Here is a 25,477-nt window from a genome sequence, read left to right as displayed (position 1 = left end):
CTCGGGCATGGTTAGCCTGTTGCCATGAGCGACGTCTCCCCCGCCCGTGACCTGACCGGCGGCTCCGTGCCCAGCCTCGACCACCCGACGACCGACCCGTTCGAGGTCGCGCGCATCGCGGCGGAGGTGATCGCCCGCCGCACGGGGGTCGAGAAGCACGACGTCGCGCTCGTCCTCGGCTCGGGGTGGAGCGGCGCCGCCGACCTGCTGGGCGAGACGGTCGCGGAGGTCGACAGCCACGACGTGCCCGGCTTCTCGCGCCCGGCCGTCGCGGGGCACGTCGGCACGCTGCGCTCGGTGCGGATCGCGGGCGACGGCGACCGGCCGGACCGCTACGCGCTCGTCCTCGGCTCGCGCACCCACCTGTACGAGGCCCGCGGCGTGCGGCGCGTCGTGCACGGCGTCCGGACGGCGGCCGCCGCGGGCGCGTCGACGGTCGTGCTGACCAACGGCTGCGGCGGGCTCAACCCGACCTGGGGGCCGGGCACGCCGGTCCTCATCCGCGACCACCTCAACCTGACGGCGACGTCGCCCCTCGAGGGAGCGACGTTCGTCGACCTCACCGACCTGTACTCGTCGCGCCTGCGCGCGCTGGCCCGCGAGGTCGACGCGTCGCTCGACGAGGGCGTGTACGTGCAGTTCCCCGGGCCGCACTACGAGACTCCCGCCGAGGTGGCGATGGCGGGACGCCTCGGCGGCGACCTGGTCGGCATGTCGACGACGCTCGAGGCGATCGCCGCGCGGCACGCGGGGCTGGAGGTGCTGGGCATCTCGCTGGTCACCAACCTCGCGGCCGGCATCGGCACCGAGCCCCTGGACCACGCCGAGGTCCTGGAGGCCGGGCGCGCTGCAGGCCCCCGCATCAGCGCGCTGCTCGCGGAGGTCGTCCGCCGGTTGTGAGGCGCACACACGTGACCGTGCCCGGTGGGGTGCCCGCCGCTAGGTTGGGTCCGTGACCACCAGCGACCACGACGACGTGCTCCGCGGGGACGCCCCGTCGGCGGACGTGACGCCCGAGCACCCCGGCACCGACCACGACGGCTGGGCGCACCTGGTCGCGCAGGTCGAGGCCTGGATCGCGGACGACCCGGACCCGACCACGGCGGACGAGCTGTCGACGCTGCTGCGGACGGCGCGCGACACCCCCGAGCCGGGCATGACGGAGCCCGCCGCGGACCTCCTGCGCCGGGACGCGGACGCCGCGCGTGCGGACCTCGAGGACCGGTTCTCCGGGCTCCTGCAGTTCGGCACCGCGGGGCTGCGCGGCGCGCTGGGCGGCGGGCCGCACCGCATGAACCGGGCGGTCGTCATCCGCGCCGCGTCGGGGCTCGCGGACTACCTGCTGGGCGAGCTCGAGGGTGCGACGCCCGCACCCCGGGTCGTCGTGGGCTACGACGCGCGGCACAACTCGCACCGCTTCGCGCTCGACACCGCGGCGGTCATGACCGCCGTCGGCATCGAGGTGCTGCTGCTGCCGCGCCCGCTGCCGACCCCGGTCCTCGCGTCCGCGGTCCTGCGGTTCGACGCCGACGCGGGCGTCATGGTGACCGCCTCGCACAACCCTCCCCGTGACAACGGCTACAAGGTCTACCTCGGCGGGCGGATCGTCACCGACGCCGGGCAGGGCGCGCAGATCGTGCCGCCCGCGGACACGGCCATCGCCGCCGAGATCGCCCGCGTGCCCTCGGTCGCGTCCGTGCCGCGCGCGCCGTCGGGGTGGACGACGCTCGGCGAGGACGTCGTCGAGGAGTACGCCCGCACCGCCGCGGCCGTGGCACCGGGCGGCGACGCCGACGCGCGCGCCCGCCTCAAGGTCGTCCTGACCCCGCTGCACGGCGTCGGCGGCGCCCTGACGAAGGACGTGCTGGCGAAGGCCGGGTTCGGCGACGTCACGCTCGTGGCGGAGCAGGCCGAGCCCGACCCCGACTTCCCGACGGTCGCCTTCCCGAACCCCGAGGAGCCGGGTGCCACGGACCTCGCGATCGCGCTCGCGGCGTCGCTGCGCGCCGACCTCGTCGTGGCCGTCGACCCCGACGCGGACCGCTGCGCCGTCGCCGTCCTCGACCCGCGGGCGCACGTCCCGGCACGCGGCCCGGAGACGCCCCAGGCCGACGGCTGGCGCATGCTGACCGGTGACGAGGTCGGGGCGCTGCTCGGGTCCGACGCCGCGGCCCGGGTGCGCGCCGAGGGCGCCGCCCCGGGCGCGACGCCCACGCTCGCGTGCTCGATCGTGTCGTCCCGCCTGCTCGCGGCGGTCGCCGCCGACGCGGGCCTGCGGTTCGCGTCGACCCTGACGGGCTTCAAGTGGATCGCCCGCGTCGACGAGCTCGTGTTCGGGTACGAGGAGGCGCTCGGGTACTGCGTCGACCCGGCCCACGTGCGCGACAAGGACGGCATCTCCGCCGCGGTGCGGGTGTGCGACCTCGCGGCGCGGCTCGCGGCGGACGGTCGGACCCTCATCGACGCGCTGGACGACCTCGCGCGCGCCCACGGGCTGCACGCCACCGGTCAGGTCAGCGCCCGGTACGCCGACCTGAGCCGCATCGGCGCCACCATGGCCACGCTGCGCGAGGCGCCGCCGTCCGAGCTGGCCGGTTCGCCCGTGGTCGAGGTCGTCGACCTGGCCGCGGGCACGGACGACGACCGCGGTGGACTGCCGCCGACCGACGGGCTGCGGCTGCTGACGGCCGACGGCACGCGCGTCGTCGTCCGCCCCTCGGGGACCGAGCCGAAGGTCAAGGCCTACCTCGAGGTGATCGTGCCGGTCGCGTCCGACGCGGACCGTGCCGCGCTCGACGCGGCCCACCACCGCGCCCGCGGGCGTCTGGACCACCTGGCGCACGACGTGCGGGTGGCGCTCGGCATCGACGTGCCCTGAGTCGTCGGCAGTCGTCGGCAGTCGTCGGCAGTCGTCGGCAGCCGTCGGACCCGCGGGCGCCCGCGCGCCCCTCAGCCCCGGCGCTCGCAGCGCACCAGCGGGACGGCCAGGGCGCCGTCGCTCTCGGCGGTGGCGTTGAACCCGAACGTCACGCTCGCACCGTTCGCGATCGCGCCGTTCCACGACAGGTTCTCCGCCGTGATGGTGCTGCCGCTGCGCGACACCTGGGCACCCCACGAGTCGAGCATCTGCAGGCCGGGGGGCTGGGTCCAGGTCAGCACCCAGCCGTTGACGCCCTGCGTCGTCGCCGTGACGGTGACCTGTGCCTGCATACCACCGGTCCACGACCCCACGACCTGGTAGCCGGCCGTGCAGGCACCGGCCGGCACCGCGGCGGGCGGCGCGGCCACGCCGCCGGACGACGTGCCGCCCGCCGGCGGGGACGGTGACGCGCTCGGCGTCGTCGCCCCCGGTCGCGGGCTCGCCGGGGCGGTGGTGTCCGGTCCCGGGGTGGGGCTGCCGCTCGGCACGGGGTCGCTCGTCGGGGTGATGGTGGGGGCGACGTCCCGCAGCGCCGTCTCGCCCGCCGCGAACGGCGTGACGACCGGGTTGACGTCCGATCCCACGGCCCCCGGGTCGCACGACGCGCCCGGGCGGTAGGTGGTGTACGCGCCGGCGTCGCACGTGAACCCCACGACCGCGTCGCCGCCGACGAGGACGCGTCCGGACAGCCGCGCCGACCCGCGCACGACGGCCACGTCGCGCACGACGACGTCGCCCGTCAGCCGCGCACCGGACTCGACCCACGCGCGTCCCTCGATCCGGACACCGGGCCCCACCGTGGCGTCGCCCCGCACGACGGCACCTGCCGCGACGTGGGCCGCGGGGTCGACGTCCGCCGTGTCCTGCACCCAGCCGCCCCCGTTGGCGTGCCGGTGCCCGCCCGCCACGTCGGCGTCGGCGGCCGGGTCGGTGACCGAGGCGCCCGCGACGCGGAACTCGTACGGGTAGCGGGTCGTCGCCGTGAAGGCCTGCGCACCCGACGGGACGACCTCGGTGGGGGTCGCGGCGACGACGAGGTACACCTCGGACTCCCCGGGGCGCAGCGCGAGGCGCAGCTCGCCGTCGACGGCCTCGGTCACGGGGCTGTAGCGGGGCCCCTCCGGCCCGACGGCCACCAGGCCGAAGCTCCAGCCCGGGTGGGCACCCGTGAGCTCCTCCGCGTGACCGCGCACCCGCACCCGCACGTCCGCCCCCGAGCCGTCGGGCGTCAGCCGCACCACGGTGTAGCCGTAGGCGGCCGGCGCGAACGTGCCCGTGACGCGGTAGTGGCCCGGGTCGTCCGGTGCGGGGTCGACCGGCGTCGTGCGGTGCGCGAGCAGCACCGGGTCCAGCCGCGCGGCGAGGTCGCCGGGCGGTCCCGTGCCGGGCACGTCGAGGACCGCGGCCCGCATGGCGTACTGGGCGACCTGGCGGTTGAGCGCCGAGGCGTTGGCGAGCCGGAGGCGCGCGTACGCGCCCAGGACGTGCTCGGTGTCGAGCGACTCGGTCCACAGCTCGTGCACGAGCGTCGGCGACGACCGGTCGGCCAGGTGCTGCAGCAGCAGCCAGCCGGCTGCACCCTGGCGCGGGCTCCCCCAGGCGAGCTGGGGCGCCAGGAGGTGGTCGGCGACGTCGGCGTGCCCCTCGGGGACCGCGAACGACGCCAGGTAGGCCGACGCGGCGGGCCGCAGGACGTCCGCGGCCTCGTCCGTGAGCCCGTGGCCCGGGTGCGCGGCCTCCGTCAGGCGCTGCAGCGCCTCGGCGACGCCACGGGCCAGCTCCCACGGCGTGCCTGCGGGGACCCGAGTGCGGGCGTCCTGCGTGGCTCCCGGTGACCCGGTGGCGGGCGGGGCCGCGGACGAGGAGGCCGGCGCGGAGGCGGTGGCGGTCGCGCCGGTGGCCGCGGTGCTCGTCAACGACGACGCGAGCACGGCCGGCTGGACGTGCAGCATCGCCACCCCGCCCACGACGGCCCCGCGGGTGGGCGGCACGGCCCCGTCCGTCGTGGACAGCCCGCCGTCCACGACGGCGGCCACGCCGGGATCGAGCGGTGCACCGGGACCCGTCGACCAGCTCCCGTCGACGACGACGAGGAGCTTGCGCCCCGCGAGGGGCCCCTGGGGAGCCCCCAGCCGCAGGACGTCCACGTCGAGCGCGTGCAGCGCCTCGAGCTGGGCGACGACGACGGCGGGGTCGAAGCGCAGGTCCTCGGACGCCCGCGTGGGGTCGGCACCGACGCGGTCCCCCCACGCGAGCGCCACGTCGTCACCCTCGAGCACGTGGGCCGCGTCCCAGGCGCTCCGCCAGCCCTCCGGCACGACGAGGTCCTTGCGTCCGCCGGCGTTGCTGCCGAACGCGGCCGCGAGCGCGGCGCCGAGGAGGAACGCGACGACGAGCGCCACGACCAGCGTGCCGCGCCTGATCCGGCTCATGCGGCGTGCGTCTCCTCCCCGCGGGTGCGCACGCCGTCGGGTCGTCGGACCGGTGCACCTGCTCGTGACCTACGTGGGTCGTCGGCCACGTGCGAGTCGAACCGGACGACCGTCCACCATCGTCCGTCGCCGGCGCCCAAGTCAACGCCCGATTCGCCCGGATCGGACAGGATTCACCCGTGGGGACGCGGAACTCTCACGTCCCTCTCATGCCCCGGAGGGCGGATCCGGTGGCCCGGGACGTCAGTAGTCGCCGTCCGCGGTGAGCCCGGCGAGCACCGCCGCGGTCCCCGAGAGCCCCAGCCGGGTGGCCCCGGCCTCGACCATGGCGAGCGCGTCCGCCGCCGTGCGGACACCGCCCGACGCCTTGACCCCCAGCCGCCCACCGACCGTGCGCGCCATGAGCGCGACCGCGTGGACGGTCGCGCCGCCGGCCGGGTGGAACCCCGTCGACGTCTTGACGAAGTCGGCGCCGGCGGCCTCCGCGGCCTGGCACACGCCGACGATCTCGTCGTCGGTGAGCGCCGCGGACTCGATGATCACCTTGAGCACGGTCGGCGCGGGCGCCGCCGCACGCACGGTCGCGATGTCCTGCCGGACGTCCGCGAACCGGCCCTCCTTGGCGGCGCCGACGTCGATCACCATGTCGACCTCGTCGGCACCGTCGCGCACCGCGCGTGCCGCCTCGGCCGCCTTGACGTCGCTGTGGTGCTTGCCCGACGGGAACCCGCACACCGTCGCCACGAGCAGGTCGGGCGCACCGTCGATCCCCACGGGGATCTCCAGCGGCAGGAACGACGGCGACACGCACACGGAGTACACGCCGAGCCTCACTCCCTCGGCGACCAGGGCCTCGACGTCGGCGCGCGTCGCCTCGGGCTTGAGCAGCGTGTGGTCGACGAGCCGCGCGAGCCCGACCGCGTCGATCGGTGCCTGCGTGGTGGGGGTGTCGTCGGTGGTCATGCGCGGTGCCTCCCGGGGCGTGCGGTGCCCGGCGTGGCCGCCGGGCGGACGATGCGGTCGACGAGCGCGCGGCGCTCGTCGTGGTGCAGGAAAGCGTGCCGGGCCGCGGTGAGCGTCACCTCGAGCACGTCGTCGAGCGTCCAGCCGGCCTCGCGGACGAGCAGGCCGAGCTCGCGCGAGAGGGACGTGCCCGACTGCAGGCGGTTGTCGGTGTTGACGGTGACCTCGAAGCCCGCCCGCCGCAGCAGCGTCACGGGGTGCTCGGCGACCGACGCCGCGGCACCGGTCTGGAGGTTCGACGACGGGCACACCTCGAGCGGCACCCGGCGGTCGCGCACCCAGTGCGCGAGCAGGCCGAGGCGCCAGGTGCCGTCCGGCGCCTCGTGCACGTCGTCCGCGAGGCGGACGCCGTGGCCCAGGCGCACGGCCCCGGCGACGTGCAGCGCCTCCGCGATCGAGTCGAGCCCGTCCGCCTCGCCGGCGTGGACGGTCGCGGGGAAGCACGCGTCCCGCACGACGCGGAAGGCGGCCGCGTGCCGCGAGGGCGGGAACCCCTCCTCCGGGCCGGCGATGTCGAACGCGACGACGCCCGCGTCGCGGTTCGCGAGCGCGAGCGCCGCGATCTCGGCGGACCGGTGGTCCTGGCGCATCGCGGACAGCACCTGCACGACGCGGATCTCGTGCCCGTCGGCCGCCGCGAGCTCCGTGCCCTCGGCGAAGCCCTCGCGCACCGCGTCGACGACCTGCTGCAGCGTCAGCCCGGTGCGCTGGTGCTGCTCGGGCGCGTAGCGGAGCTCGGCGTGCACGACGCCGTCGGCGGCCAGGTCGAGCACCGCCTCACGCGCCACCCGGCGCAGCCCCTCGGCGGTCTGCATGACCGCGAGCGTGTGCACGAACGTCTCGAGGTAGCGCGGCAACGAGCCGGACCCGGCGGCGTCGACGAACCACCGGCCCAGCTCCTGCGGGTCGGTCGTCGGCAGCTCGTGCCCGACCGCGGCCGCGAGCTCGACCACCGTGGCGGGACGCACCCCGCCGTCGAGGTGGTCGTGGAGCAGGACCTTCGGCAGCGCGCGCAGCGCGGCGTCGAGGTCCCCGGGTTCGTCCGGAGGCGTCACGCGTCGGTGCCCTCGTCGTCGAGCGGGACCTCGGTGGCCTGCTCGACCACGTCCGCCTCGGTCGCGCGGTCCTCGCGGTCGGCGCGCGGGAAGCCGGGGGTGTACTCCTCGGCGCCGCTCGTGTCCGGGACCTCGGCCTCGTCGACGTCGGTCAGACGCAGCGGCAGCTCCGTGTCGGCGGGCGCGAGGCCGGCGTCGCGCCAGGACTCCGATCCGGGAACGGTGCTCATGACTCCTCCTGGGGGTCGTCGTGCGTCGGCTGGGCGTTCCTCATCGTGGCCCCGGCGCCCGGGCGCCGCGACCGGGCGCGGGCCACGTCAGCCCGCGGCGACGCGGTCGAGGACGAGCGGCGCGCGCCGGCCCGGCGTCCCCTGCGGGTCGACCACGACGCCCCCGGCGAGGGCCTCGCGCGCACGTCCGAAGCGCTCGGGGGTGTCCGTGTGGAGCGTGAGGACCGGCTGCCCCGCACGCACCGTGTCGCCGGGGCGCGCGTGGATCTCGACACCGGCGCCCGCCTGCACCGGGTCCTCCTTGCGCGCGCGGCCGGCGCCGAGCCGCCAGGCGGCCACGCCGACGGCGTACGCGTCCAGCGTCGTCAGCACGCCGTCGGCCTCGGCGAGGACCTGCTCCTGCTCGCGGGCGACGGGCAGCGGCGCGTCGACGTCGCCGCCCTGGGCGGCGATCATCCGGCGCCACACGTCCATCGCGCGGCCGTCGGCCAGCGCGGCCGCGGGGTCCGCGTCCGGGCGTCCGGCGGCGTCGAGCATCTCGCGCGCGAGCGCGACCGTCAGCTCGACGACGTCCTGCGGTCCGCCGCCGGCGAGCACCTCGACCGACTCGCGCACCTCGAGCGCGTTGCCGGCCGTGAGGCCCAGCGGCGTCGACATGTCCGTGAGCAGCGCGACGGTCCGCACGCCGGCGTCGGTCCCGAGCTCGACCATCGTGCGGGCCAGCTCGCCCGCGCGCTCGGCGTCCTTCATGAAGGCGCCCGACCCGACCTTGACGTCGAGCACGAGCGAACCGGTGCCCTCGGCGATCTTCTTGCTCATGATCGAGCTCGCGATGAGCGGGATGGCCTCGACGGTCCCGGTGACGTCGCGCAGCGCGTAGAGCTTGCGGTCGGCGGGCGCCAGGCCGGAGCCGGCCGCGCAGATGACCGCACCGACGTCCTCGAGCTGGCGCATCATCTCGTCGTTGCTCAGCGCGGCACGCCAGCCCGGGATCGACTCGAGCTTGTCGAGCGTCCCGCCGGTGTGGCCCAGGCCGCGGCCGGAGAGCTGCGGCACGGCGACGCCGAACACGGCGACGAGCGGCGCCAGCGGCAGGGTGATCTTGTCCCCCACGCCCCCGGTCGAGTGCTTGTCGGCCGTCGGGCGCGACAGGCCCGAGAAGTCGAGGCGCTCGCCGCTCGCGATCATCGCGGCCGTCCACCGCGCGATCTCGGCACGGTCCATGCCGTTGAGCAGGATCGCCATCGCGAGCGCGGACATCTGCTCGTCGGCCACCACCCCTCGGGTGTAGGCGTCGACGACCCAGTCGATCTGCTCGTCGGCCAGCCGTCGCCCGTCGCGCTTGGCGACGATGACGTCCACGGCGTCGAACTGCTCGCTCATGCGTCCTGCTCCTCTTCTGCGGCCTGCGCCGCGTCCCCGCGCTCCACGAGGTCGTGCGGGCCGAACGCGTCGGGCAGCACCTCGCTCATGGGGCGGATGCCCCGCACGGTCTCGACCAGCAGATCCGGCCCCCCGTGCTCGTACAGCAGCTGGCGGCACCGCCCGCACGGGGCGAGCACGTTGCCGTGCCCGTCGACGCACGTGAAGGCCACGAGCCGCCCGCCGCCGGTGACGTGCAGCATCGAGACCAGGCTGCACTCGGCGCACAGCGTGACGCCGTACGACGCGTTCTCCACGTTGCAGCCCGTGACCACCCGGCCGTCGTCGACGAGCGCGGCCACACCCACGGGGAACCGCGAGTACGGCACGTACGCCCGCTCGAGCATCCCCCGCGCAGCCTCCCGCAACGCCTCCCAGTCGACCTGCGAGCCCTGCCCGTCCTGCCCGGTGCCGTCCACGGCCCCCGCCTCCTTGCTCACTTGCTCACGTGCTCAGGTGCTCACTTGACGTACGGGATGCCCTCGGCGGCGGGTGCGCGCACCCGGCCGGCGAACCCGGCGACCGCGAGGATCGTGACGATGTAGGGCGTCATGAGCAGCAGCTGCGGCGGGACCGAGCTGCCGATCGTGCCCAGCACGGTGCGCAGGTTGTCCGCGAAGCCGAACAGCAGGGCCGCCGCGACGGCACCCTTGGGGCTCCACCGGCCCAGGATCATCGCGGCCAGCGCGATGAACCCGCGCCCGCCGGTCATCTCCTTGCCGAACGCGAGGCCGGACGCGACGGTGAAGAACGCACCGCCCAGCCCGGCGATCGCGGAGCCGAGGATCGTGTTGCGCACGCGCGTGCGGTTGACGTCGATGCCCACCGTGTCCGCCGCCTTCGGGTGCTCCCCGACGGCGCGCAGGCGCAGGCCCCACCGGCTGCGGAACAGGTAGACCTGCAGCGCGACGACGATGACGTACATGAGGTAGACCAGCAGCGTCTGGCGGAAGAGGATCGGCCCGATCACCGGGATCTGCGACAGCACCGGGATCGGCAGCACCGGCAGCGCCTGGCGCTGGTTCCACGTGCCCGGGTCCTCCGCGAGCACCGTGGAGAACAGGAAGCTCGTCAGGCCGACGACCAGCACGTTGAGCACGACGCCGACGATGATCTGGTTGACGTGGTACCGCACCGCGAAGAAGACCAGCAGCATGCCGACCAGCGCACCGGCGACGGGCGCGGCCACCAGGCCCATGTACGCGGACGCCGTGAGCGACCCGACGACCGCCGCGATGAACGCGCCGGCCAGCAGCTGGCCCTCGATGGCGATGTTGACGATGCCGACGCGCTCGCACACGACGCCGGACAGGGCGCCGAAGATGAGCGGCGTCGCGAGGAACAGCGTCCCCGTCGCGACCGACGTCAGCGGGATGACCGCGGAGCGTCCGGCGCCGACGAACGTGAGGAACGCGAGCAGCAGGGCGACGCCGAAGACCACCGGCAGCCACAGCCCGGTGCGCCGGCCCTGGCGGGTCCACCATGCGGCGAGGGCGGCGAGCGCCACGGCGAGCAGGACGAGCACCCACACGGTCGGTGCCGCGGGGACCTCGAAGGTCGGGATCTGCGCGAAGTCGGTCTCGGTCGAGAGCCGGAAGCGGGTGGAGCCGTCCGGCGTGCGCAGCGGCATCGCGAGCAGCGCGACGAGGGCGATGACGGCGTAGGCGATCGGTCCGCGCCAGGTGGGGCGCAGGCGTCCCGCGTCGTCCGGTGCCGGGGCGTTCTCGGTCACGGGCGTGGCCAGGCTCATGCTGCCGCCTCCGCGGTGGAGCGGCGGCGTTCGCCGGGTGCGCGTAGCCGGAAGACCGCGCGCACGAGCGGCGGCGCCGCGATGAACAGGACGATGAGGGACTGCAGGACCAGCACGATGTCGATCGGGGTGCCCGTGCGGGTCTGCATGAGGCGGCCACCGGCCGCGAACGCTCCGAAGAGGATGCCGGCGAGCACGGTGCCCAGCGGCTTCGAGCGGCCCAGCAGCGCGACCGTCAGGGCGTCGAAGCCGATGCTGCCGGCGATCGCGCCCGTGAGGTTGCGCTCGGTGCCGAGCAGCTGCGCACCGCCCGCGAGGCCGGCGAGCGCGCCCGCGACGGCCATCACGGTGATCGTGACCCACGGCACCGACATGCCGGCGGTCCGCGCCGCGTGCGGGTTGGACCCCACGGCGCGGAAACGGAACCCGACGGTCGAGCGCTCCATGAGCCACCAGACGCCGAGCGCGGCGAGCAGCGCCAGCGGGAAGCCCAGGTGCAGGCGGAAACCGTCGCCGAGCAGCCCCGGCAGCATCGCCGTCTCGGCCACCGTGCGCCCGACCTGCGGCGTCGGCGAGCGGAACACGCTGGTCGTCAGCAGGTACAGCACGAGGAACACGGCGATGTTGTTGAGCATGATCGTGACGATCACCTCGTGCGCGCCGGTGCGCGCCTTGAGGACACCGGCGATCGACGCCCACACCGCGCCACCGATGGCCGCTCCGACCATGGCGACGGCGAGGTGGAGGCCGGCGGGCAGGTGCCACGTGAACCCGACCCACGACGCGAGGATCGCGCCGAGCGTGATCTGGCCCTGGGCACCGATGTTGAACAGGCCGGCACGGAAGCCGATGCCCACGCCGAGACCGGCGAGGATGAGCGGCACGGAGATCGTCAACGTCTCGGTCAGCGGGCGGATCGCCCGCTGCGGGCTGGCAGCCGCCCAGTCGAACACCGCGCCCTGGAAGAGGGCCGCGTAGGCGCTGGAGATGGTCTGCCACACGGCCGTGAAGAAGTCCGAGGGCCGCGCGAACAGGTAGCCCGCGCTGGACTGCACGTCGGGGTCGGCCGCGGCGATGAGGACGGCGCCGATGACGAGCGCGAGCACGATCGCGCAGACCGTCATCAGCCACGACGACGCCAGCACGTCCTGCAGGAGGCCCGGGGGGCGCTCCTCGGTCGCCGCCGGGGCCGCGACGGGCGCGTCCTGCGGCTCGCTGGGGGGCTGCGCCGGGGGCGGCGCGGCGGGCTGGCTCATCGGCCCTCCTCCTCGGGCTGCGCGGCCTGCGTGGGCTGCGCGGCCTGCGTGGGCGGCGCCGTGTCGAGCGCGCCGAGCGTCGTGTGGTGGGCCGCGGTCTGCGCCACGGCCTCGTCGAGGGGGACGCCGGCCATCATCAGCCCGAGAACGTCCCGGTCGGTGCCGCCGGGCACGACCCCGACCACGCGGCCCCGGTACATGACGGCGATGCGGTCGGCCAGCGCGACGACCTCGTCGAGCTCGGTGGAGACGATGACGACGGCGGTGCCGTTGTCCCGCTCACGCACGATCCGCTGGTGCACGAACTCGATCGAGCCGACGTCCAGGCCACGCGTGGGCTGCGAAGCGACGAGCAGGCGCAGCGGCCGGGACATCTCGCGGGCGAGGACCACCTTCTGCTGGTTGCCGCCCGACAGGGTGCCCGCGTGCGCGTCGACCGACGAGGTGCGCACGTCGAACTCGACGACGCGCTGCTCGGCGTTGCGGCGCAGCCGGCCCCGGTCGATCGCCCCGCGCCGCGAGTAGGGCGGCGCGTCGACGAGGTCGAGGACCAGGTTCTCCTGGATCGAGAAGTCCGCGATGACGCCGTCGGTGCTGCGGTCCTCGGGCACGAAGCCCAGGCCCGCCCGCAGCCGGTCGCGCACCGACAGCCCGGTGAGGTCGGTGCCGTCCAGGTGCAGCGACCCGGCGGTGGGGTGGACCAGGCCGAGCACCGCCTGCGCGAGCTCCGTCTGCCCGTTGCCCTGGACGCCGGCGACGGCGACGATCTCGCCCGCGCGCACGTCGAGGTCCACACCGTCGACGACGGCGGTGCCCACGGCGTCGCGCACCGTGAGGCTCTCGACGCGCAGCACGACGTCGCCCGGCTCGGCCGGCGTCCGCTCGACCCCGAGGGAGACGGCGCGGCCGACCATGAGGGACGCGAGCTCCGTCTCGGGCGCCGTGGGCTCGGCGGTGCCGACGACCTTGCCGCGCCGGATCACGGTGATGCGGTCGGCGACCGCCCGGACCTCGCGCAGCTTGTGCGTGATGAACAGGATCGACGTGCCGGCGTCGCGCAGCTGGCGCATGATCTCGATGAGCTCGTCGGTCTCCTGCGGCGTGAGCACCGCGGTCGGCTCGTCGAGGATGAGGATCTTCGCGTCCCGCGACAGGGCCTTGATGATCTCCACGCGCTGCTGCACGCCGACCGGCAGGTCCTCCACCATCGCGTCCGGGTCCACGTGGAAGCCGAAGCGGGCCGCGACGTCCGCGACCTGGCGGCGCGCCTCGCCGAGGCTGAGGAGCCCTGCGCCGGCCGTCGGCTCGTGCCCCAGCGCGACGTTCTCCGCGACGGTGAACACCGGCACGAGCATGAAGTGCTGGTGCACCATGCCGATGCCGGCGGCCATCGCCGCGCCCGGTCCGTCGAACGTGACCGGCTCGCCGTCGAGCAGGACCTCGCCCGCGTCGGGCTGGTACAACCCGTACAGCACGTTCATCAGGGTGCTCTTGCCGGCACCGTTCTCGCCCAGCAGGGCGTGGATCTGACCGGGCTCCACGACCAGGTCGATCGCGTCGTTCGCGGTGAACGAGCCGAACCTCTTCGTGATCCCGCGCAGCTCGAGCCTCATGTGCCCGCTTCCCATCCGTCGTCCGCCTCGACCCGCGTGCGTCGTCGCACGTCAGCAGCCGTCTGTCGCCGGTACCTCGTCGACCGTACAACGCCGGCGGCGCGTGCAGGTCCGTGGCGCGCGACGGCCCGGGTGGCGGACCACCCGGGCCGTCGTGCTTGTCGTGCACCGCGCATCAGGCACGGCGAGAGGTGCCTCGCGCCTCACGGCGCGCGGCGTGCGTCACGGAGCGTTCGGGGACTCCACCACGAGCTCGCCGGAGACGATCTGCTCCTGCAGCTCGGTGATGCGGTCCTTGACCTCGGCAGGAACGGCGTCCTCGAAGTCGTGGAACGGCGCGAGGCCCACACCCTCGTTCTCCAGCGTGCCGACGTACGGCTCGTTCGAGAAGTCACCCTCGGACGCCTGCTGGATGGAGTCGTAGACGGCCTGGCCGATCTCCTTCATCACCGACGTGAGGACGATCGGGCCGTACTCGGTCGACTCGAAGCCGTCCGAGTCGACCCAGATGACCTTGGCGCCGGGCTTGCCCTCGACGGCGGCGGCGGCACCGAGGCCGACCGGGCCGGCGACCGGCATGATGATGTCCGCGCCCTGGTCCAGGAAGCCCTGGGCGATGTTCTGGCCGTTGGACTGCGTCTCGAAGTCGCCGGAGAACTGGCCCTCCTGCTTGGCCTTGTCCCAGCCGAGCACCTGGACGTTCTCGCCCGAGTCCTCGTTCCACTGGGCGACGCCGTCGACGAAGCCGTCCATGAAGATCTGCACGGACGGGATCGGCAGGCCGCCGAAGGTGCCGACGATGCCGGTCTCGGTCGTCGCGCCCGCCACGTAGCCGGCGAGGAACGCGGCCTCGGCCGTGTTGAACAGCAGCGGCTTGGCGTTGTCGAGCTCGATGGTGTTGAACTCGTCGTCCGAGAACGAGGAGTCGATGAGGCCGAACTCGATGTCCGTGTTGGCCTCGGCGGCCGCCTGGATCGCGGGCTCGAGCAGGAAGCCGACACCGATGATGTAGGTGCAGCCGTCCTGGATCAGCGAGTCGATGTTGGGTCCGTAGTCGGAGTCCGCGGTGGACTCGACCGCGTTGACCTCGACGCCCAGCTCCTTCTCGGCGAGCTTGAGGCCCTCGTAGCCGGACTGGTTGAACGACTGGTCGTCCCAGCCGCCCTGGTCCGAGACCATGCAGGCCTTGAAGTCGGAGTCACCGGCGGAGCCGGCACCTGCCGTGGGCTCGGTCTCCTCGGGGGCACTGCCGCAGGCTGCGAGGGCGAGGGCGACAGCCCCGCCGAGCGCGGCTGCTCGCATGATCTTCTTCACGCCGTTGTCTCCATGTTCTCGAGGTCACGCCGTCCCGCGTGGGAGCGGCATCGGGCGGGTACACCGACCGTGCCGCTGACGGCGGGATCACGGTCGACCCTAGACACCCCTGCGTCACGGCCACGTTACCGACGGGTATCCACGCAGGTTCCGTGATGAATTCGCAACCTGGTCCCGCACCTCGGGAGCGGCGTCCGAGGTGCGAGACGGACGATTCAGACGCGCGCGCGCCGACCGGCCAGGTAGGCGGTCCGCGCGAGCAGCAGCGCACCCGCCTCGATCGCGCGCTCGTCGACCCGCAGGTCGCCCTGGTGGATGTCGTACGTGCGGCCGTCGGGCGTACGGGTGCCCAGACGGGCCATCGCTCCCGGCACCTTCGTGAGGTACCAGGCGAAGTCCTCGCCGCCGAGCGACTGCTCGGTCAGACGCACGGCGTCCGGGCCGAGGACGTCGCGCGCCGCCTCCTCCAGGACCCCGGTGCTCTCCGCACGGTTCTCGACCGGCGGGACGCCCCGCTGGTGCTTGACCTCGACCTCGACGCCCAGCGGGTGCACGACGTCCGCGACGGCCTGCTCGAACACGGCCGACGCGCGCTCCCACGCCCGCACGTCCAGGCAGCGCAGCGTGCCCATGACGGTGCCGGTGGCCGGGATCGCGTTGTGCACCGTCCCGGCGTGGACGGCCCCCCACGTGAGGTTGACGCCCGAGCGGGGGTCGAGCCGCCGGCCCAGCACCGCGGGGACCTGCGTGATGACCTGGCCGAGCGCGAACACGACGTCGCCGGTCAGGTGCGGGCGGGACGTGTGCCCGCCGCCGCCGGTGACGGTGACCGTCACCTCGTCCGACGCCGACGTGATGGGTCCGATGCGCGTGCCGACCAGGCCCACGTCGAGCTTGGGGTCGCAGTGCACCGAGAAGATCTCGCCGACGCCGTCCAGCCCGCCCTCGTTGATGACGTCGATGGACCCGCCGGGCTGCACCTCCTCCGCCGGCTGGAAGACGAGCCGTACGCCCACGTCCAGCAGGCCGTCCGCCGCCAGCCGCGCGAGCGCGAGGCCCGCACCCAGCACCACGGTCGTGTGCACGTCGTGCCCGCAGGCGTGCACGACCCCGCGGTGGGTGGACGCCCACGGCAGGCCGCACGTGTCCGGCACGGGCAGCCCGTCGAGGTCCGCGCGCAGCGCCACGCGCCGCACGCCCGCCTCGGCGACCGTCGGGCCGATGTCGCACCACAGGCCCGTGCCCGTCAGCAGGTGCGGCGTCAGGCCCGCCGCGCGCAGGCGCTCCGCGACGACGCGGGTCGTGCGCTCCTCGGTGCGTGCCAGCTCGGGGTGCGCGTGCAGGTCGCGACGGAAGGTGACGAGCTCGGTGCGGAGCCCGTCGAGGGTCGCCGCGAGCGCACGCGCCACCGGGTTCGCGGGCTCCGGCGCGAGGGTGCGCAGCGGGGGCACGTCCTGCGCGCTCAGGGGCACGGACAGCTGGTCGGAGGCGGGGACGGGCATCCCCCGAGGGTATCGCCGCAGCCCGCGGACGCCCGACGGCGTCCACAGCCACCGCGGACGACGCCCACCGGTGCGGTCAGAGCAGGTCGTCGCGCCCGCGCTCGCGCCACGCGTCGACGGCCTGCTTGACCTGCTGCGCGTGCGCGCGCGTCGTGACGAGCAGGGCGTCCGGGGTGTCGACCACGACCGCGTCGGGCACGCCGACGACGCTCACGGTGCGCCCGCCGGTCGCCACCACCGCGCCGTCGGCGTCGATCCGCAGCACGAGGCCCGCGTCCCCGAGCGTCGCGGCGGCGCCGGCCTCGCCGGCCAGGAGCGCGCCGAGCGACGCGAAGTCGCCGATGTCGTCCCAGCCGAACGTGCCGGGGACCACCGCGACACCTCCGGCCGCCGCGACCGGCTCGGCGATCGCGTGGTCGATGGCGATCTTCGTCAGCCCCGGCCACGTGTCGGCCAGGCGCGCGTCGCGGTCGGGGGTGTCCCACGCGGCCGCGATGCGGCGCAGACCGTCGTGCAGCGCGGGCAGCTGCTGCGCGAGGTGGTCGAGCAGCACACCGGCCTGCACCACGAACATCCCGGCGTTCCAGCTGTACTCGCCCGTGGCGAGGTACTCGGCGGCGGTCTGCGCGTCGGGCTTCTCGGTGAAGCCGACGGCCCGCAGCGCGTGCGGCGCGCCCGGCGCACCGAGCGGGTCGCCGCCGCGCACGTACCCGAAGGCCGTGGACGGCTCGGTCGCGCGGATGCCGACGGTGACGACGGCGCCCGTGCGCGCCGCGGCGACGGCCTCGCGCACCGTGGCCCCGAACTCGGGCAGGCCGGTGATGACGTGGTCGGCGGCGAACGAGCCGAGCACGACGTCCGGTCCGTGCCGCTCGGCCAGGACGGCCGCGGCCAGCCCGATCGCGGCCATCGAGTCGCGCGGGCTCGGCTCCGCCAGCACGTGCTCGGGACCGAGCTCGGGCAGCTGGCGCGCCACCGCCTCGGCGTGCCGGGTCCCGGTGACCACCAGAACGTGCCCGGGGCCCGTCAGCGGCAGCAGCCGGTCGACCGTGCCCTGCAGCAGCGTGCGGCCGCTGCCCGTCAGGTCGAGCAGGAACTTGGGGTGCCCGGCACGCGACAGCGGCCACAGGCGGGTCCCGGCGCCCCCGGCGGGGACGACGGCATGGAAGTCGGCGATCGGCGCGTCCGGCATGGGCACACCGTAGCGGCCGGCCCGGCGTGCGCGGGCCCGCGTCGGCACCGGTCCGTCCGGACGCCCGTCGGCCCGGGACGGAGGTCCCGGAACCCCCCGCAGCCCTGTGGGGTTGGTCACAATGGACCGTTCCAGGATTCCCCGGGCCGCCGCCGTGGGCCAACCGGGTGGACCGGGTCATTACAGTGAGAGGACGTCAAGGACAACGCCGTCCGCACGCGAACTCGCCTCAGGAGGCCCCCTACCGTGTCCTCAGCGCCCACCGCGCCACCGCGGCCGGCCGGAACGCTCTACCGCGGGCGCGAAGGCATGTGGTCCTGGGTCGCGCACCGCATCACCGGTTTCGCGATCTTCTTCTTCCTGCTCGTCCACGTCCTCGACACCGCGCTCGTGCGCGTGTCGCCCGAGGCGTACAACGACGTCATCGGCACGTACAAGAACCCGGTCATGGGTCTGGGCGAGGCCGGCCTCGTGCTGGCGATCCTGTTCCACGCCTTCAACGGCATCCGGCTGATCCTCGTGGACTTCTGGGCCAAGGGCCCGAAGTACCAGCGTCAGATGCTGTGGGTCGTCGTCGCCCTGGTCGTCGTGGCGATGGCGGGCTTCCTGCCGCGTCACCTGATGAACGTCTTCGGGGGCCACTGATGAGCACCATCGCCGATCCCAAGGCACCGCGGGCGTCGCGCCCCGGCCCGACGCGGCGCAGCACGCGCGGCAACTTCGAGCTGTACGGCTGGGTGTTCATGCGCGCGTCGGGCGTCCTGCTCGTGGTGCTGATCTTCGGTCACCTGTTCGTCAACCTCATCGCGGGTGAGGGCATCAGCGCGATCGACTTCGGCTTCGTCGCCGGCAAGTGGGCCTCGCCGTTCTGGCAGGTCTGGGACCTGCTCATGCTGTGGCTCGCGATGCTGCACGGCACCAACGGCATCCGCACGATCATCAACGACTACGCGGAGAAGGACGGCACCCGCATGGTGCTGAAGCTCGCGCTGTACGCCGCCACGGTCGTCGTGATCGTCCTCGGCACGCTCGTGATCTTCACGTTCGACCCGTGCCCGCCGAACAGCCCGGCCGACCTCCTGCCGTCGTTCTGCACGGCCTGACCCACGCCACACCCCAGCAAGGAAGGCTCACCAGCCGATGCAGACCCACCAGTACGACGTCGTCATCGTCGGCGCGGGCGGCGCCGGGATGCGCGCGGCGCTCGAGTCCTCGACGCGCGTGCGCACGGCCGTCATCTCCAAGCTCTACCCCACGCGGTCCCACACGGGTGCGGCGCAGGGCGGCATGTGCGCCGCACTGGCCAACGTCGAGGAGGACAACTGGGAGTGGCACACGTTCGACACCGTCAAGGGCGGTGACTACCTGGTCGACCAGGACGCCGCCGAGGTCATGGCCAAGGAGGCCATCGACGCGGTGCTCGACCTGGAGAAGATGGGTCTGCCGTTCAACCGCACGCCCGAGGGGCGCATCGACCAGCGCCGCTTCGGCGGGCACACGCGCAACCACGGCGAGGCGGCCGTCCGCCGGTCCTGCTACGCCGCGGACCGCACGGGCCACATGATCCTGCAGACGCTCTACCAGCAGTGCGTGAAGAACGACGTGGAGTTCTTCAACGAGTTCTACGTCCTCGACCTGCTCGTGGACCACGACCTCGCCACGGGCGACGTGCCCGAGGGCGAGGAGGTCAACGTCTCGGGCGTCGTCGCGTACGAGCTGGCCACCGGCGAGATCCACGTCTTCCAGGCCAAGGCCGTCGTGTTCGCGACGGGCGGCGCCGGCAAGATCTACAAGACGACGTCGAACGCCCACACCCTGACCGGTGACGGCATGGCGCTGGCGTACCGCCGCGGCATCCCGCTGGAGGACATGGAGTTCTTCCAGTTCCACCCGACCGGCCTGGCGGGCCTCGGCATCCTGCTCTCGGAGGCCGCGCGCGGCGAGGGCGGGATCCTGCGCAACGGCGACGGCGAGCGCTTCATGGAGCGCTACGCGCCGACCATCAAGGACCTCGCACCGCGCGACATCGTCGCCCGGTCGATGGCGAACGAGGTCCGCGAGGGCCGCGGCGCGGGGCCGAACAAGGACTACGTGCTGCTCGACCTCACGCACCTCGAGCCCGCGCACATCGACGCGAAGCTGCCCGACATCACGGAGTTCGCGCGCACCTACCTCGGCATCGAGCCCTACACCGAGCCGGTGCCGGTCTACCCCACGGCGCACTACGCCATGGGCGGCATCCCCACGAACATCGAGGGCGAGGTGCTGCGCAACGCGACGGACGTCATCAAGGGCCTGTACGCCGCGGGCGAGGTCGCGTGCGTCTCGGTGCACGGCTCCAACCGGCTGGGCACCAACTCGCTGCTCGACATCAACGTCTTCGGCAAGCGCGCCGGCCGCTCGGCCGCCGCGTACGCCACGGCGGCGTCGTTCGTCGAGCTCCCCGCGGACCCCGCGGTGAGCGTCGAGGCGGGCCTCGAGAAGATCCGCACGCGCCCCGACGGCGAGCGGGTGGCGGACATCCGCCGCGCGCTGCAGGAAACCATGGACGCCAACGCCCAGGTCTTCCGCACGTCGGAGTCGCTCACGCAGGCGCTGGCCGACATCAAGGCGCTGCGCAAGCGCTACGAGGCCGTGTCGGTGCAGGACAAGACGAAGACCTTCAACACCGACCTGCTCGAGGCGGTCGAGCTGGGCTTCCTGCTCGACATCGCCGAGACCGTCGTCGTGGGCGCGCTCAACCGCGAGGAGTCGCGCGGCGGCCACTTCCGCGAGGACTTCCCGGACCGCGACGACGCCCGCTTCATGCAGCACACGATGGCGTACCGCCGCCCCGTGGCCGAGGGTGCGGCCGGCACCGTCTCGGGTGACGGCGCGTTCGCCAGGGCCGAGACGTTCGACGGCTACCAGGTGGTCCTCGGGGCCAAGCCCGTCACCGTCACCCGCTACCAGCCGATGGAGCGCAAGTACTGATGACCACCACCGTGGACGCCCCCGCCACCGAGGTCGGCGCCGTGCCGTCCTTCCAGGTCACGCTGAAGATCCGCCGGTTCCTGCCGGCGGACGAGGACATGCCGACGTTCGGCGCGGACTTCGTCGCCGAGCCGCGCTGGGACGAGTTCACGGTCGACGTGCACGGCACCGACCGCGTCCTCGACGCCCTGCACAAGATCAAGTGGGAGCACGACGGCTCGCTGACGTTCCGCCGGTCGTGCGCGCACGGCATCTGCGGGTCCGACGCGATGCGGATCAACGGCCGCAACCGGCTCGCGTGCAAGACGCTGCTCAAGGACCTCGACCCGTCCAAGCCGATCGTCGTCGAGCCCATCAAGGGCCTGCCGGTCGTCAAGGACCTCGTCGTGGACATGGAGCCGTTCTTCGCGTCCTACCGCGAGATCATGCCGTTCCTCATCACCACCGGCACCGAGCCGACGAAGGAGCGCCTGCAGTCGCCCGAGCAGCGCGAGCGCTTCGACGACACGACCAAGTGCATCCTGTGCGCCGCGTGCACGTCGTCGTGCCCCGTCTTCTGGACCGACGGCCAGTACTTCGGGCCCGCCGCGATCGTCAACGCGCACCGGTTCATCTTCGACAGCCGCGACGAGGGAGGCACGCAGCGCCTCGAGATCCTCAACGACAAGGAGGGCGTCTGGCGCTGCCGGACGACCTTCAACTGCACCGAGGCGTGCCCGCGCGGCATCGAGGTGACGAAGGCGATCCAGGAGGTGAAGCGCGCGATGATCACGCGCGCCTTCTGAGCGGTCCCCGGCCCGCGGCGGTGCCGCGGTACGTCGAGCCGGACGGCGACACCCCCGAGGTGCGGCTGCCGGGCGGCAACGTCGGGGGCGCCGTCCGCGTGGGTGCGACGGTGCGTCGCCCGGCCGGTCCCTGGACGCCGGCGGTCCACGCCCTCCTCACGCACGTCCGCGCCCGCGGTCTGGACGGCGTCCCGGCGCCGCACGGGCTCGACGCGCACGGGCGCGAGGTCCTCGAGCACCTGCCCGGCGTGCCCGTCGACCTCGCCGAGGTGACCGACGCGCGGCTCGCGTCGGCCGCGGCGTGGCTCGCCCGGTACCACGCGGCGGTCGCGGACCTGCGGCCCGGGCGCGCGCGCTGGCGCTTCCTGGAGCGCGACCTGGCACCCGGCGAGATCGTGTGCCACAACGACGCGACGCTGTACAACATGCTCGTCGCCGAGCCCGGGTCGGACGAGATCGTCGGCGTGCTGGACTGGGACGTCGCCGGTCCCGGCCGGCCGCTCGACGACGTCGCGATGCTCGCCTGGAGCGGCGTCCCGTTCTACCTCGACCTCGGACCGGTGGAAGGTGCGCGCCGCCTCCGGGTCCTCGTCGAGGCGTACGGCCGGCAGGCGGCCGCGCTCGGCGTGCCCGCCCCGTCCGCGCCCGACGTCGCGCACCACGTCGTGGCCCGCATGACCGCCGCGACGGACACCATCGCCGCCGGCCAGGCGGCGGGCGACGAGGGCATGCGCAACCTGCTGCAGGTCGGCGAGCCGGCCCGCACCCGGGCGCAGCTGCGCGACCACGTCGAGCGCCTGCCCGCGCTGCTCGCCGCGCTCTCCCCCGCCGGCTGAGCGGCGGTCACACCGCCTCGGCCGCCGCGGGGTGGACCGCCGGCGGGTCGGCGGTCCAGGCCGCCGCCAGCAGCACAATGCGCGCGATGAGGTTGATCCACAGCAGCAGCACGCCGACGACCGCGAACGACGCCAGCACGGGGTCGCTGCCCACCGAGCCGGCGACCACCGACGTGCCGAGCGTCCGCACGACCCCGAGCCCCGCGGCGGCGATCGCCGCACCGCCCAGCAGGTCACGGCGCGGCGGTGCCTGGCCCGCCAGGAACCGGACGAGCATGACGAACACGGCCGCGTCGACGACGAACGCCACCAGGACGCCCGCGACCCGGAGCACGACCGCGGAACCGTCCGACCAGCCCACGGTGTCCAGGAGCCAGCCGGCCGCGGCCGTCACGGTGATCCCCAGGACGGCCGAGACGAGCACGGCCGCGGCGATCCCGACGAAGGTGCCGAGCTCGCGCAGCTTGCCCAGGACGACGTTGTCCGCGTCGTGCGCACCGAACATCGCACGCAGCGCGGTGCGCAGCGCGGCCGTCACCCGGATCGCGGTGACGAGGAGCACGACGACCGCGACGACGCCGGCGATCCCCACCCCGGGGCTCAGGACGAGCTGGTCCGGCTCGATGAGGCCGCCGTCGGAGCCGGTCGCGACGAGGCCGGGCAGCGCCTCGTCGATCGAGCGCAGGACGGTCTCACGCAGGCCCGCGTTGTCGCCCAGCACCGCCATGAAGGCGGTGTAGCCGATCGTCAGGCCGGCGAACACCGAGAAGAGCGCGGTGTAGGCGAGCCCGCCCGTGAGCAGACCACCGCCCGCCTGCCCGAACCGGGCGTTGGCGCGCGCGGCACGGGTCCCCTGCCACCAGGCCAGGAGCGCCCTGCCGCGTTCGACGAGCCCGCCGAGCCCGGGCTTCCACCGGCGCGCGGCCACGGGGTCCGGGGCCAGCTGTGCCGCGTGCACGTGCGCCGCACCCGCCCCCGCGGGCGGCGCGACGACGGTGTGCTCGGGCGGGTCGGTGCGTCGTGCCATGGGGTGACGCTACGGGCGGACCCCCGCCGCGGCATCCGCGACCGCGCCCACCGCACCGAGCACGAAACGTCGCGCCGGACGCCAGGCCGTGCCGTCGTGCACGAACCGGTGGACGTGCGTGACGTCGAACCCGGCCACGTACGACGCCATGTCGGCCTGCGCGAGGTCCAGCGCCGCGTCGTCGAGGTCGTGCGCGACGGTGACGTGCGGGTGGAACGGGAAGTGCGACTCGACCTCCAGGGGGCCGGAGCGCACCGCCGACTCCAGCGCGGCGCACTGCTCGGCGCCCTCGGCGAGCGTCACGAAGACGACCGGCGAGACGGGGCGGAACGTGTCCGTCCCGCGCAGCTCGACGTGGAAGGGACGGTGACCGGCGACCGTGCGGGCGAGGTGCGCGTCGAGCTCCTCGAGCCGGTCCTCGGCGACGGGCGTCGGACCGATGAGCGTCACGTGCGGCACGATGTGGCGCGCCTCGGGGTCCCCCAGGCGCACCCGCGCGTCGTGCAGCTGACCGCAGAAGGGTTCGGGGACCGCGATCGCGACCCCGACGACCGTCTCGCCGTCACCCGCCCGGGGAAGCCTCACGCCCGACGCCGCGGGAGCAGCCCCGAGCGGTCGTAGACGCGCTCGAGCGTGGGGGTCGCGAGCTCGCGCGCGCGTGCCGCGCCCGCCGCGAGCACGTCGTCGAGCGCCGAGGGGTCCGACAGGTAGTGCTGCACGCGCTCCTGGAAGGGCGTGAGGAAGTCGACGACGACGTCGGCGAGGTCCTTCTTGAGGTCCCCGTAGCCCTTGCCCTCGTAGTCGGCCTCGAGGCTCGCCACGGTCCGGCCCGACAGCGCCGAGAAGATCGTCAGCAGGTTCGAGACGCCCGGCTTGGCGACGGGGTCGTAGCGGATCTCGCGCTCGGCGTCCGTGACGGCCGACCGGATCCGCTTGGCGACCACCTTGGGGTCGTCGAGCAGCTCGATCAGCCCGTTGGGGCTCTCGGCGGACTTGCTCATCTTCGACGTCGGGTCCTGCAGGTCGTAGATCTTCGCCGTCGCGGACACGATGTACGGCTCCGGGACGACGACCGTGCCCTTCCCGAAGCGCGCGTTCATCCGCTGCGCGAGGTCCCGCGTGAGCTCGAGGTGCTGACGCTGGTCCTCGCCGACGGGCACCAGCGCGGTGTCGTACAGCAGGATGTCGGCCGCCATGAGCACCGGGTAGGTGAACAGCCCGACGGTCGTCCCCTCCGACCCCTGCCGGGCGGACTTGTCCTTGAACTGCGTCATGCGGCCGGCCTCGCCGAACCCGGTGTGGCAGGACAGGATCCACGCGAGCTCGGCGTGCTCGGGGACGTGCGACTGCACGAACAGCGTCGACCGCTGCGGGTCCACGCCGGCCGCGAGGTACTGCGCGGCCGTGCGCCGGGTGCGCTCGCGCAGCACCTGCGGGTCCGGTCCCACGGTCAGCGCGTGCAGGTCGACGACGCAGTAGATCGCGTCGTGCGTCTCCTGGAGCGCGACCCACTGGGTCAGCGCACCCAGGTAGTTGCCGAGCTGGAGCGAGTCCGACGTCGGCTGCATGCCCGAGAAGATGCGCCCGCCCGCGGTCGAGGGCGTGGGGGGCTGCGTCGTGGACAGCACCTGGGTCATTGCGCGGGCCTCCTGGGGTGGTCGGCCATCGGCCGGGTGTCGTGCGGGATCGTACGGCGGAAACGAGCGCGGTGCGCTCAGGTCGCCTCGTCGTCGAACGGTGCGGGCCCCCCGGCGGCCGCGGGCACGGGCGCGTCGACGAAAGCGGCGGTCGTCGCGGCCGCAGCCGCGGGGGCCGTCCTGCCGGGCCGCGGCACCGCCGGACGCGACGGCGTGCGCGCCGGCGGGTCGTCGAGCAGCGCGTCACGCACGATGCGGCGCGGGTCGTAGCGACGGGGGTCCAGCGCGGCCCAGTCGACGTCCGGGTCACCGAGCTCGGCACCGACGCGCTCCCGGGTGTCGCGGGCCAGGTCGCGCAGCCGCCGCACCCACCCGGCCAGCTGCTCGGCGTAGGCCGGCAGCCGCTCCGGGCCGATCACCACGGCGGCGACGACGAGCAGCACGAGCAGCTCTCCACCGTTGATCCCGAACACCCGATCAGGTTACCGCGACAGCGCGCACCGGCCCGGC

The 25,477-nt window shown here is 74.2% G+C and carries 23 protein-coding genes; 7 read left to right on the top strand and 16 right to left on the bottom strand.

Going from position 1 to position 25,477, the window contains the following annotated elements; all coding sequences use genetic code 11:
• Positions 1-24 precede the first annotated feature (24 nt).
• Both H9657_RS14755 and H9657_RS14750 read left to right on the top strand, forming a co-directional pair.
• Positions 25-900 (top strand): purine-nucleoside phosphorylase, encoded by an 876-nt coding sequence (locus tag H9657_RS14755; protein WP_191784174.1) that lies wholly within the window; start codon positions 25-27, stop codon positions 898-900.
• Positions 901-1,156: 256 nt separating this feature from the next.
• Positions 1,157-2,878: a phospho-sugar mutase gene (locus H9657_RS14750; protein ID WP_225215395.1), complete on the top strand. Its 1,722-nt coding sequence runs from the start codon at positions 1,157-1,159 to the stop codon at positions 2,876-2,878.
• A gap of 71 nt (positions 2,879-2,949) precedes the next feature.
• Here H9657_RS14750 and H9657_RS14745 read toward each other — a convergent pair whose 3' ends face one another.
• From H9657_RS14745 to H9657_RS14690, 12 genes are all read right to left on the bottom strand, one after another.
• Entirely contained in the window at positions 2,950-5,352 is a 2,403-nt protein-coding gene (locus H9657_RS14745; RefSeq protein ID WP_191784173.1) for a DUF6055 domain-containing protein, read from the bottom strand.
• A 243-nt stretch (positions 5,353-5,595) separates the two neighbouring features.
• Positions 5,596-6,315 (bottom strand): deoxyribose-phosphate aldolase, encoded by a 720-nt coding sequence (deoC, locus tag H9657_RS14740; RefSeq protein ID WP_191784172.1) that lies wholly within the window; start codon positions 6,313-6,315, stop codon positions 5,596-5,598.
• Complete coding sequence (locus H9657_RS14735; RefSeq protein WP_191784171.1) at positions 6,312-7,430, bottom strand: adenosine deaminase; 1,119 nt, start codon at positions 7,428-7,430, stop codon at positions 6,312-6,314. Before H9657_RS14735 ends, deoC begins: the two co-directional genes overlap by 4 nt.
• On the bottom strand, positions 7,427-7,660 hold the full coding sequence (locus tag H9657_RS14730) for a hypothetical protein (protein ID WP_191784170.1): 234 nt from the start codon (positions 7,658-7,660) through the stop codon (positions 7,427-7,429). The genes H9657_RS14735 and H9657_RS14730 overlap by 4 nt, the downstream gene beginning before the upstream one ends.
• A gap of 87 nt (positions 7,661-7,747) precedes the next feature.
• Complete coding sequence (locus tag H9657_RS14725; protein WP_191784169.1) at positions 7,748-9,043, bottom strand: thymidine phosphorylase; 1,296 nt, start codon at positions 9,041-9,043, stop codon at positions 7,748-7,750.
• Positions 9,040-9,522, bottom strand: a complete 483-nt coding sequence (locus H9657_RS14720) for a cytidine deaminase (protein ID WP_318241527.1) — start codon at positions 9,520-9,522, stop codon at positions 9,040-9,042. The genes H9657_RS14725 and H9657_RS14720 overlap by 4 nt, the downstream gene beginning before the upstream one ends.
• A gap of 20 nt (positions 9,523-9,542) precedes the next feature.
• Positions 9,543-10,832, bottom strand: a complete 1,290-nt coding sequence (locus H9657_RS14715) for an ABC transporter permease (protein ID WP_191784168.1) — start codon at positions 10,830-10,832, stop codon at positions 9,543-9,545.
• Positions 10,829-12,088 carry an ABC transporter permease gene (locus tag H9657_RS14710; RefSeq protein ID WP_191784167.1) on the bottom strand — a complete coding sequence of 420 codons (1,260 nt, stop codon included), beginning with the start codon at positions 12,086-12,088 and terminating at the stop codon, positions 10,829-10,831. The genes H9657_RS14715 and H9657_RS14710 overlap by 4 nt, the downstream gene beginning before the upstream one ends.
• Complete coding sequence (locus H9657_RS14705; RefSeq protein WP_191784166.1) at positions 12,085-13,701, bottom strand: ABC transporter ATP-binding protein; 1,617 nt, start codon at positions 13,699-13,701, stop codon at positions 12,085-12,087. Before H9657_RS14705 ends, H9657_RS14710 begins: the two co-directional genes overlap by 4 nt.
• Positions 13,702-13,923: 222 nt before the next feature.
• Positions 13,924-15,015, bottom strand: a complete 1,092-nt coding sequence (locus H9657_RS14700; protein ID WP_191784165.1) for a BMP family lipoprotein — start codon at positions 15,013-15,015, stop codon at positions 13,924-13,926.
• 215 nt (positions 15,016-15,230) lie between these two features.
• Positions 15,231-16,517, bottom strand: coding sequence for an amidohydrolase (locus H9657_RS14695; RefSeq protein WP_191784164.1), 1,287 nt, complete (start codon positions 16,515-16,517; stop codon positions 15,231-15,233).
• 76 nt (positions 16,518-16,593) lie between these two features.
• A complete protein-coding gene (locus H9657_RS14690; protein WP_191784163.1) occupies positions 16,594-17,709 on the bottom strand; it encodes a mannose-1-phosphate guanylyltransferase in 1,116 nt (371 codons plus the stop codon).
• 246 nt (positions 17,710-17,955) lie between these two features.
• Here H9657_RS14690 and sdhC point away from each other — a divergent pair, with 246 nt between their 5' ends.
• From sdhC to H9657_RS14665, 5 genes are read left to right on the top strand one after another with little or no spacing between them, the layout of a single operon-like run.
• Positions 17,956-18,354 carry a succinate dehydrogenase, cytochrome b556 subunit gene (gene sdhC, locus H9657_RS14685; protein ID WP_191784162.1) on the top strand — a complete coding sequence of 133 codons (399 nt, stop codon included), beginning with the start codon at positions 17,956-17,958 and terminating at the stop codon, positions 18,352-18,354.
• The gene (locus H9657_RS14680; RefSeq protein WP_191784161.1) at positions 18,354-18,812 is read left to right on the top strand and encodes a succinate dehydrogenase hydrophobic membrane anchor subunit; all 459 of its coding nucleotides are present in this window, start codon (positions 18,354-18,356) and stop codon (positions 18,810-18,812) included. The genes sdhC and H9657_RS14680 overlap by 1 nt, the downstream gene beginning before the upstream one ends.
• A 37-nt stretch (positions 18,813-18,849) precedes the next feature.
• Positions 18,850-20,682, top strand: coding sequence for a succinate dehydrogenase flavoprotein subunit (gene sdhA / locus H9657_RS14675; protein WP_191784160.1), 1,833 nt, complete (start codon positions 18,850-18,852; stop codon positions 20,680-20,682).
• On the top strand, positions 20,682-21,467 hold the full coding sequence (locus tag H9657_RS14670; protein ID WP_191784159.1) for a succinate dehydrogenase iron-sulfur subunit: 786 nt from the start codon (positions 20,682-20,684) through the stop codon (positions 21,465-21,467). The genes sdhA and H9657_RS14670 overlap by 1 nt, the downstream gene beginning before the upstream one ends.
• Before the next feature lie 20 nt (positions 21,468-21,487).
• Entirely contained in the window at positions 21,488-22,303 is an 816-nt protein-coding gene (locus H9657_RS14665) for an aminoglycoside phosphotransferase family protein (RefSeq protein ID WP_318241525.1), read from the top strand.
• Between the two features lie 7 nt (positions 22,304-22,310).
• Here the strand turns inward: H9657_RS14665 and H9657_RS14660 are convergent, their stop codons facing one another.
• From H9657_RS14660 to H9657_RS14645, 4 genes are all read right to left on the bottom strand, one after another.
• On the bottom strand, positions 22,311-23,330 hold the full coding sequence (locus tag H9657_RS14660; protein WP_191784158.1) for a YihY/virulence factor BrkB family protein: 1,020 nt from the start codon (positions 23,328-23,330) through the stop codon (positions 22,311-22,313).
• Between the two features lie 9 nt (positions 23,331-23,339).
• Positions 23,340-23,915: a 2'-5' RNA ligase family protein gene (locus H9657_RS14655; protein WP_191784157.1), complete on the bottom strand. Its 576-nt coding sequence runs from the start codon at positions 23,913-23,915 to the stop codon at positions 23,340-23,342.
• Complete coding sequence (gene trpS / locus H9657_RS14650) at positions 23,912-24,967, bottom strand: tryptophan--tRNA ligase (protein ID WP_191784156.1); 1,056 nt, start codon at positions 24,965-24,967, stop codon at positions 23,912-23,914. The genes H9657_RS14655 and trpS overlap by 4 nt, the downstream gene beginning before the upstream one ends.
• Before the next feature lie 77 nt (positions 24,968-25,044).
• Complete coding sequence (locus H9657_RS14645) at positions 25,045-25,440, bottom strand: Sec-independent protein translocase family protein (RefSeq protein WP_191784155.1); 396 nt, start codon at positions 25,438-25,440, stop codon at positions 25,045-25,047.
• Positions 25,441-25,477 lie beyond the last annotated feature (37 nt).

The organism is Cellulomonas avistercoris, assembly GCF_014836445.1.
GTDB classification, from domain to species: domain Bacteria; phylum Actinomycetota; class Actinomycetes; order Actinomycetales; family Cellulomonadaceae; genus Cellulomonas; species Cellulomonas avistercoris.
Note: the sequence above shows the minus strand (reverse complement) of the source record. Positions and strands in the feature narration are given on the sequence as shown.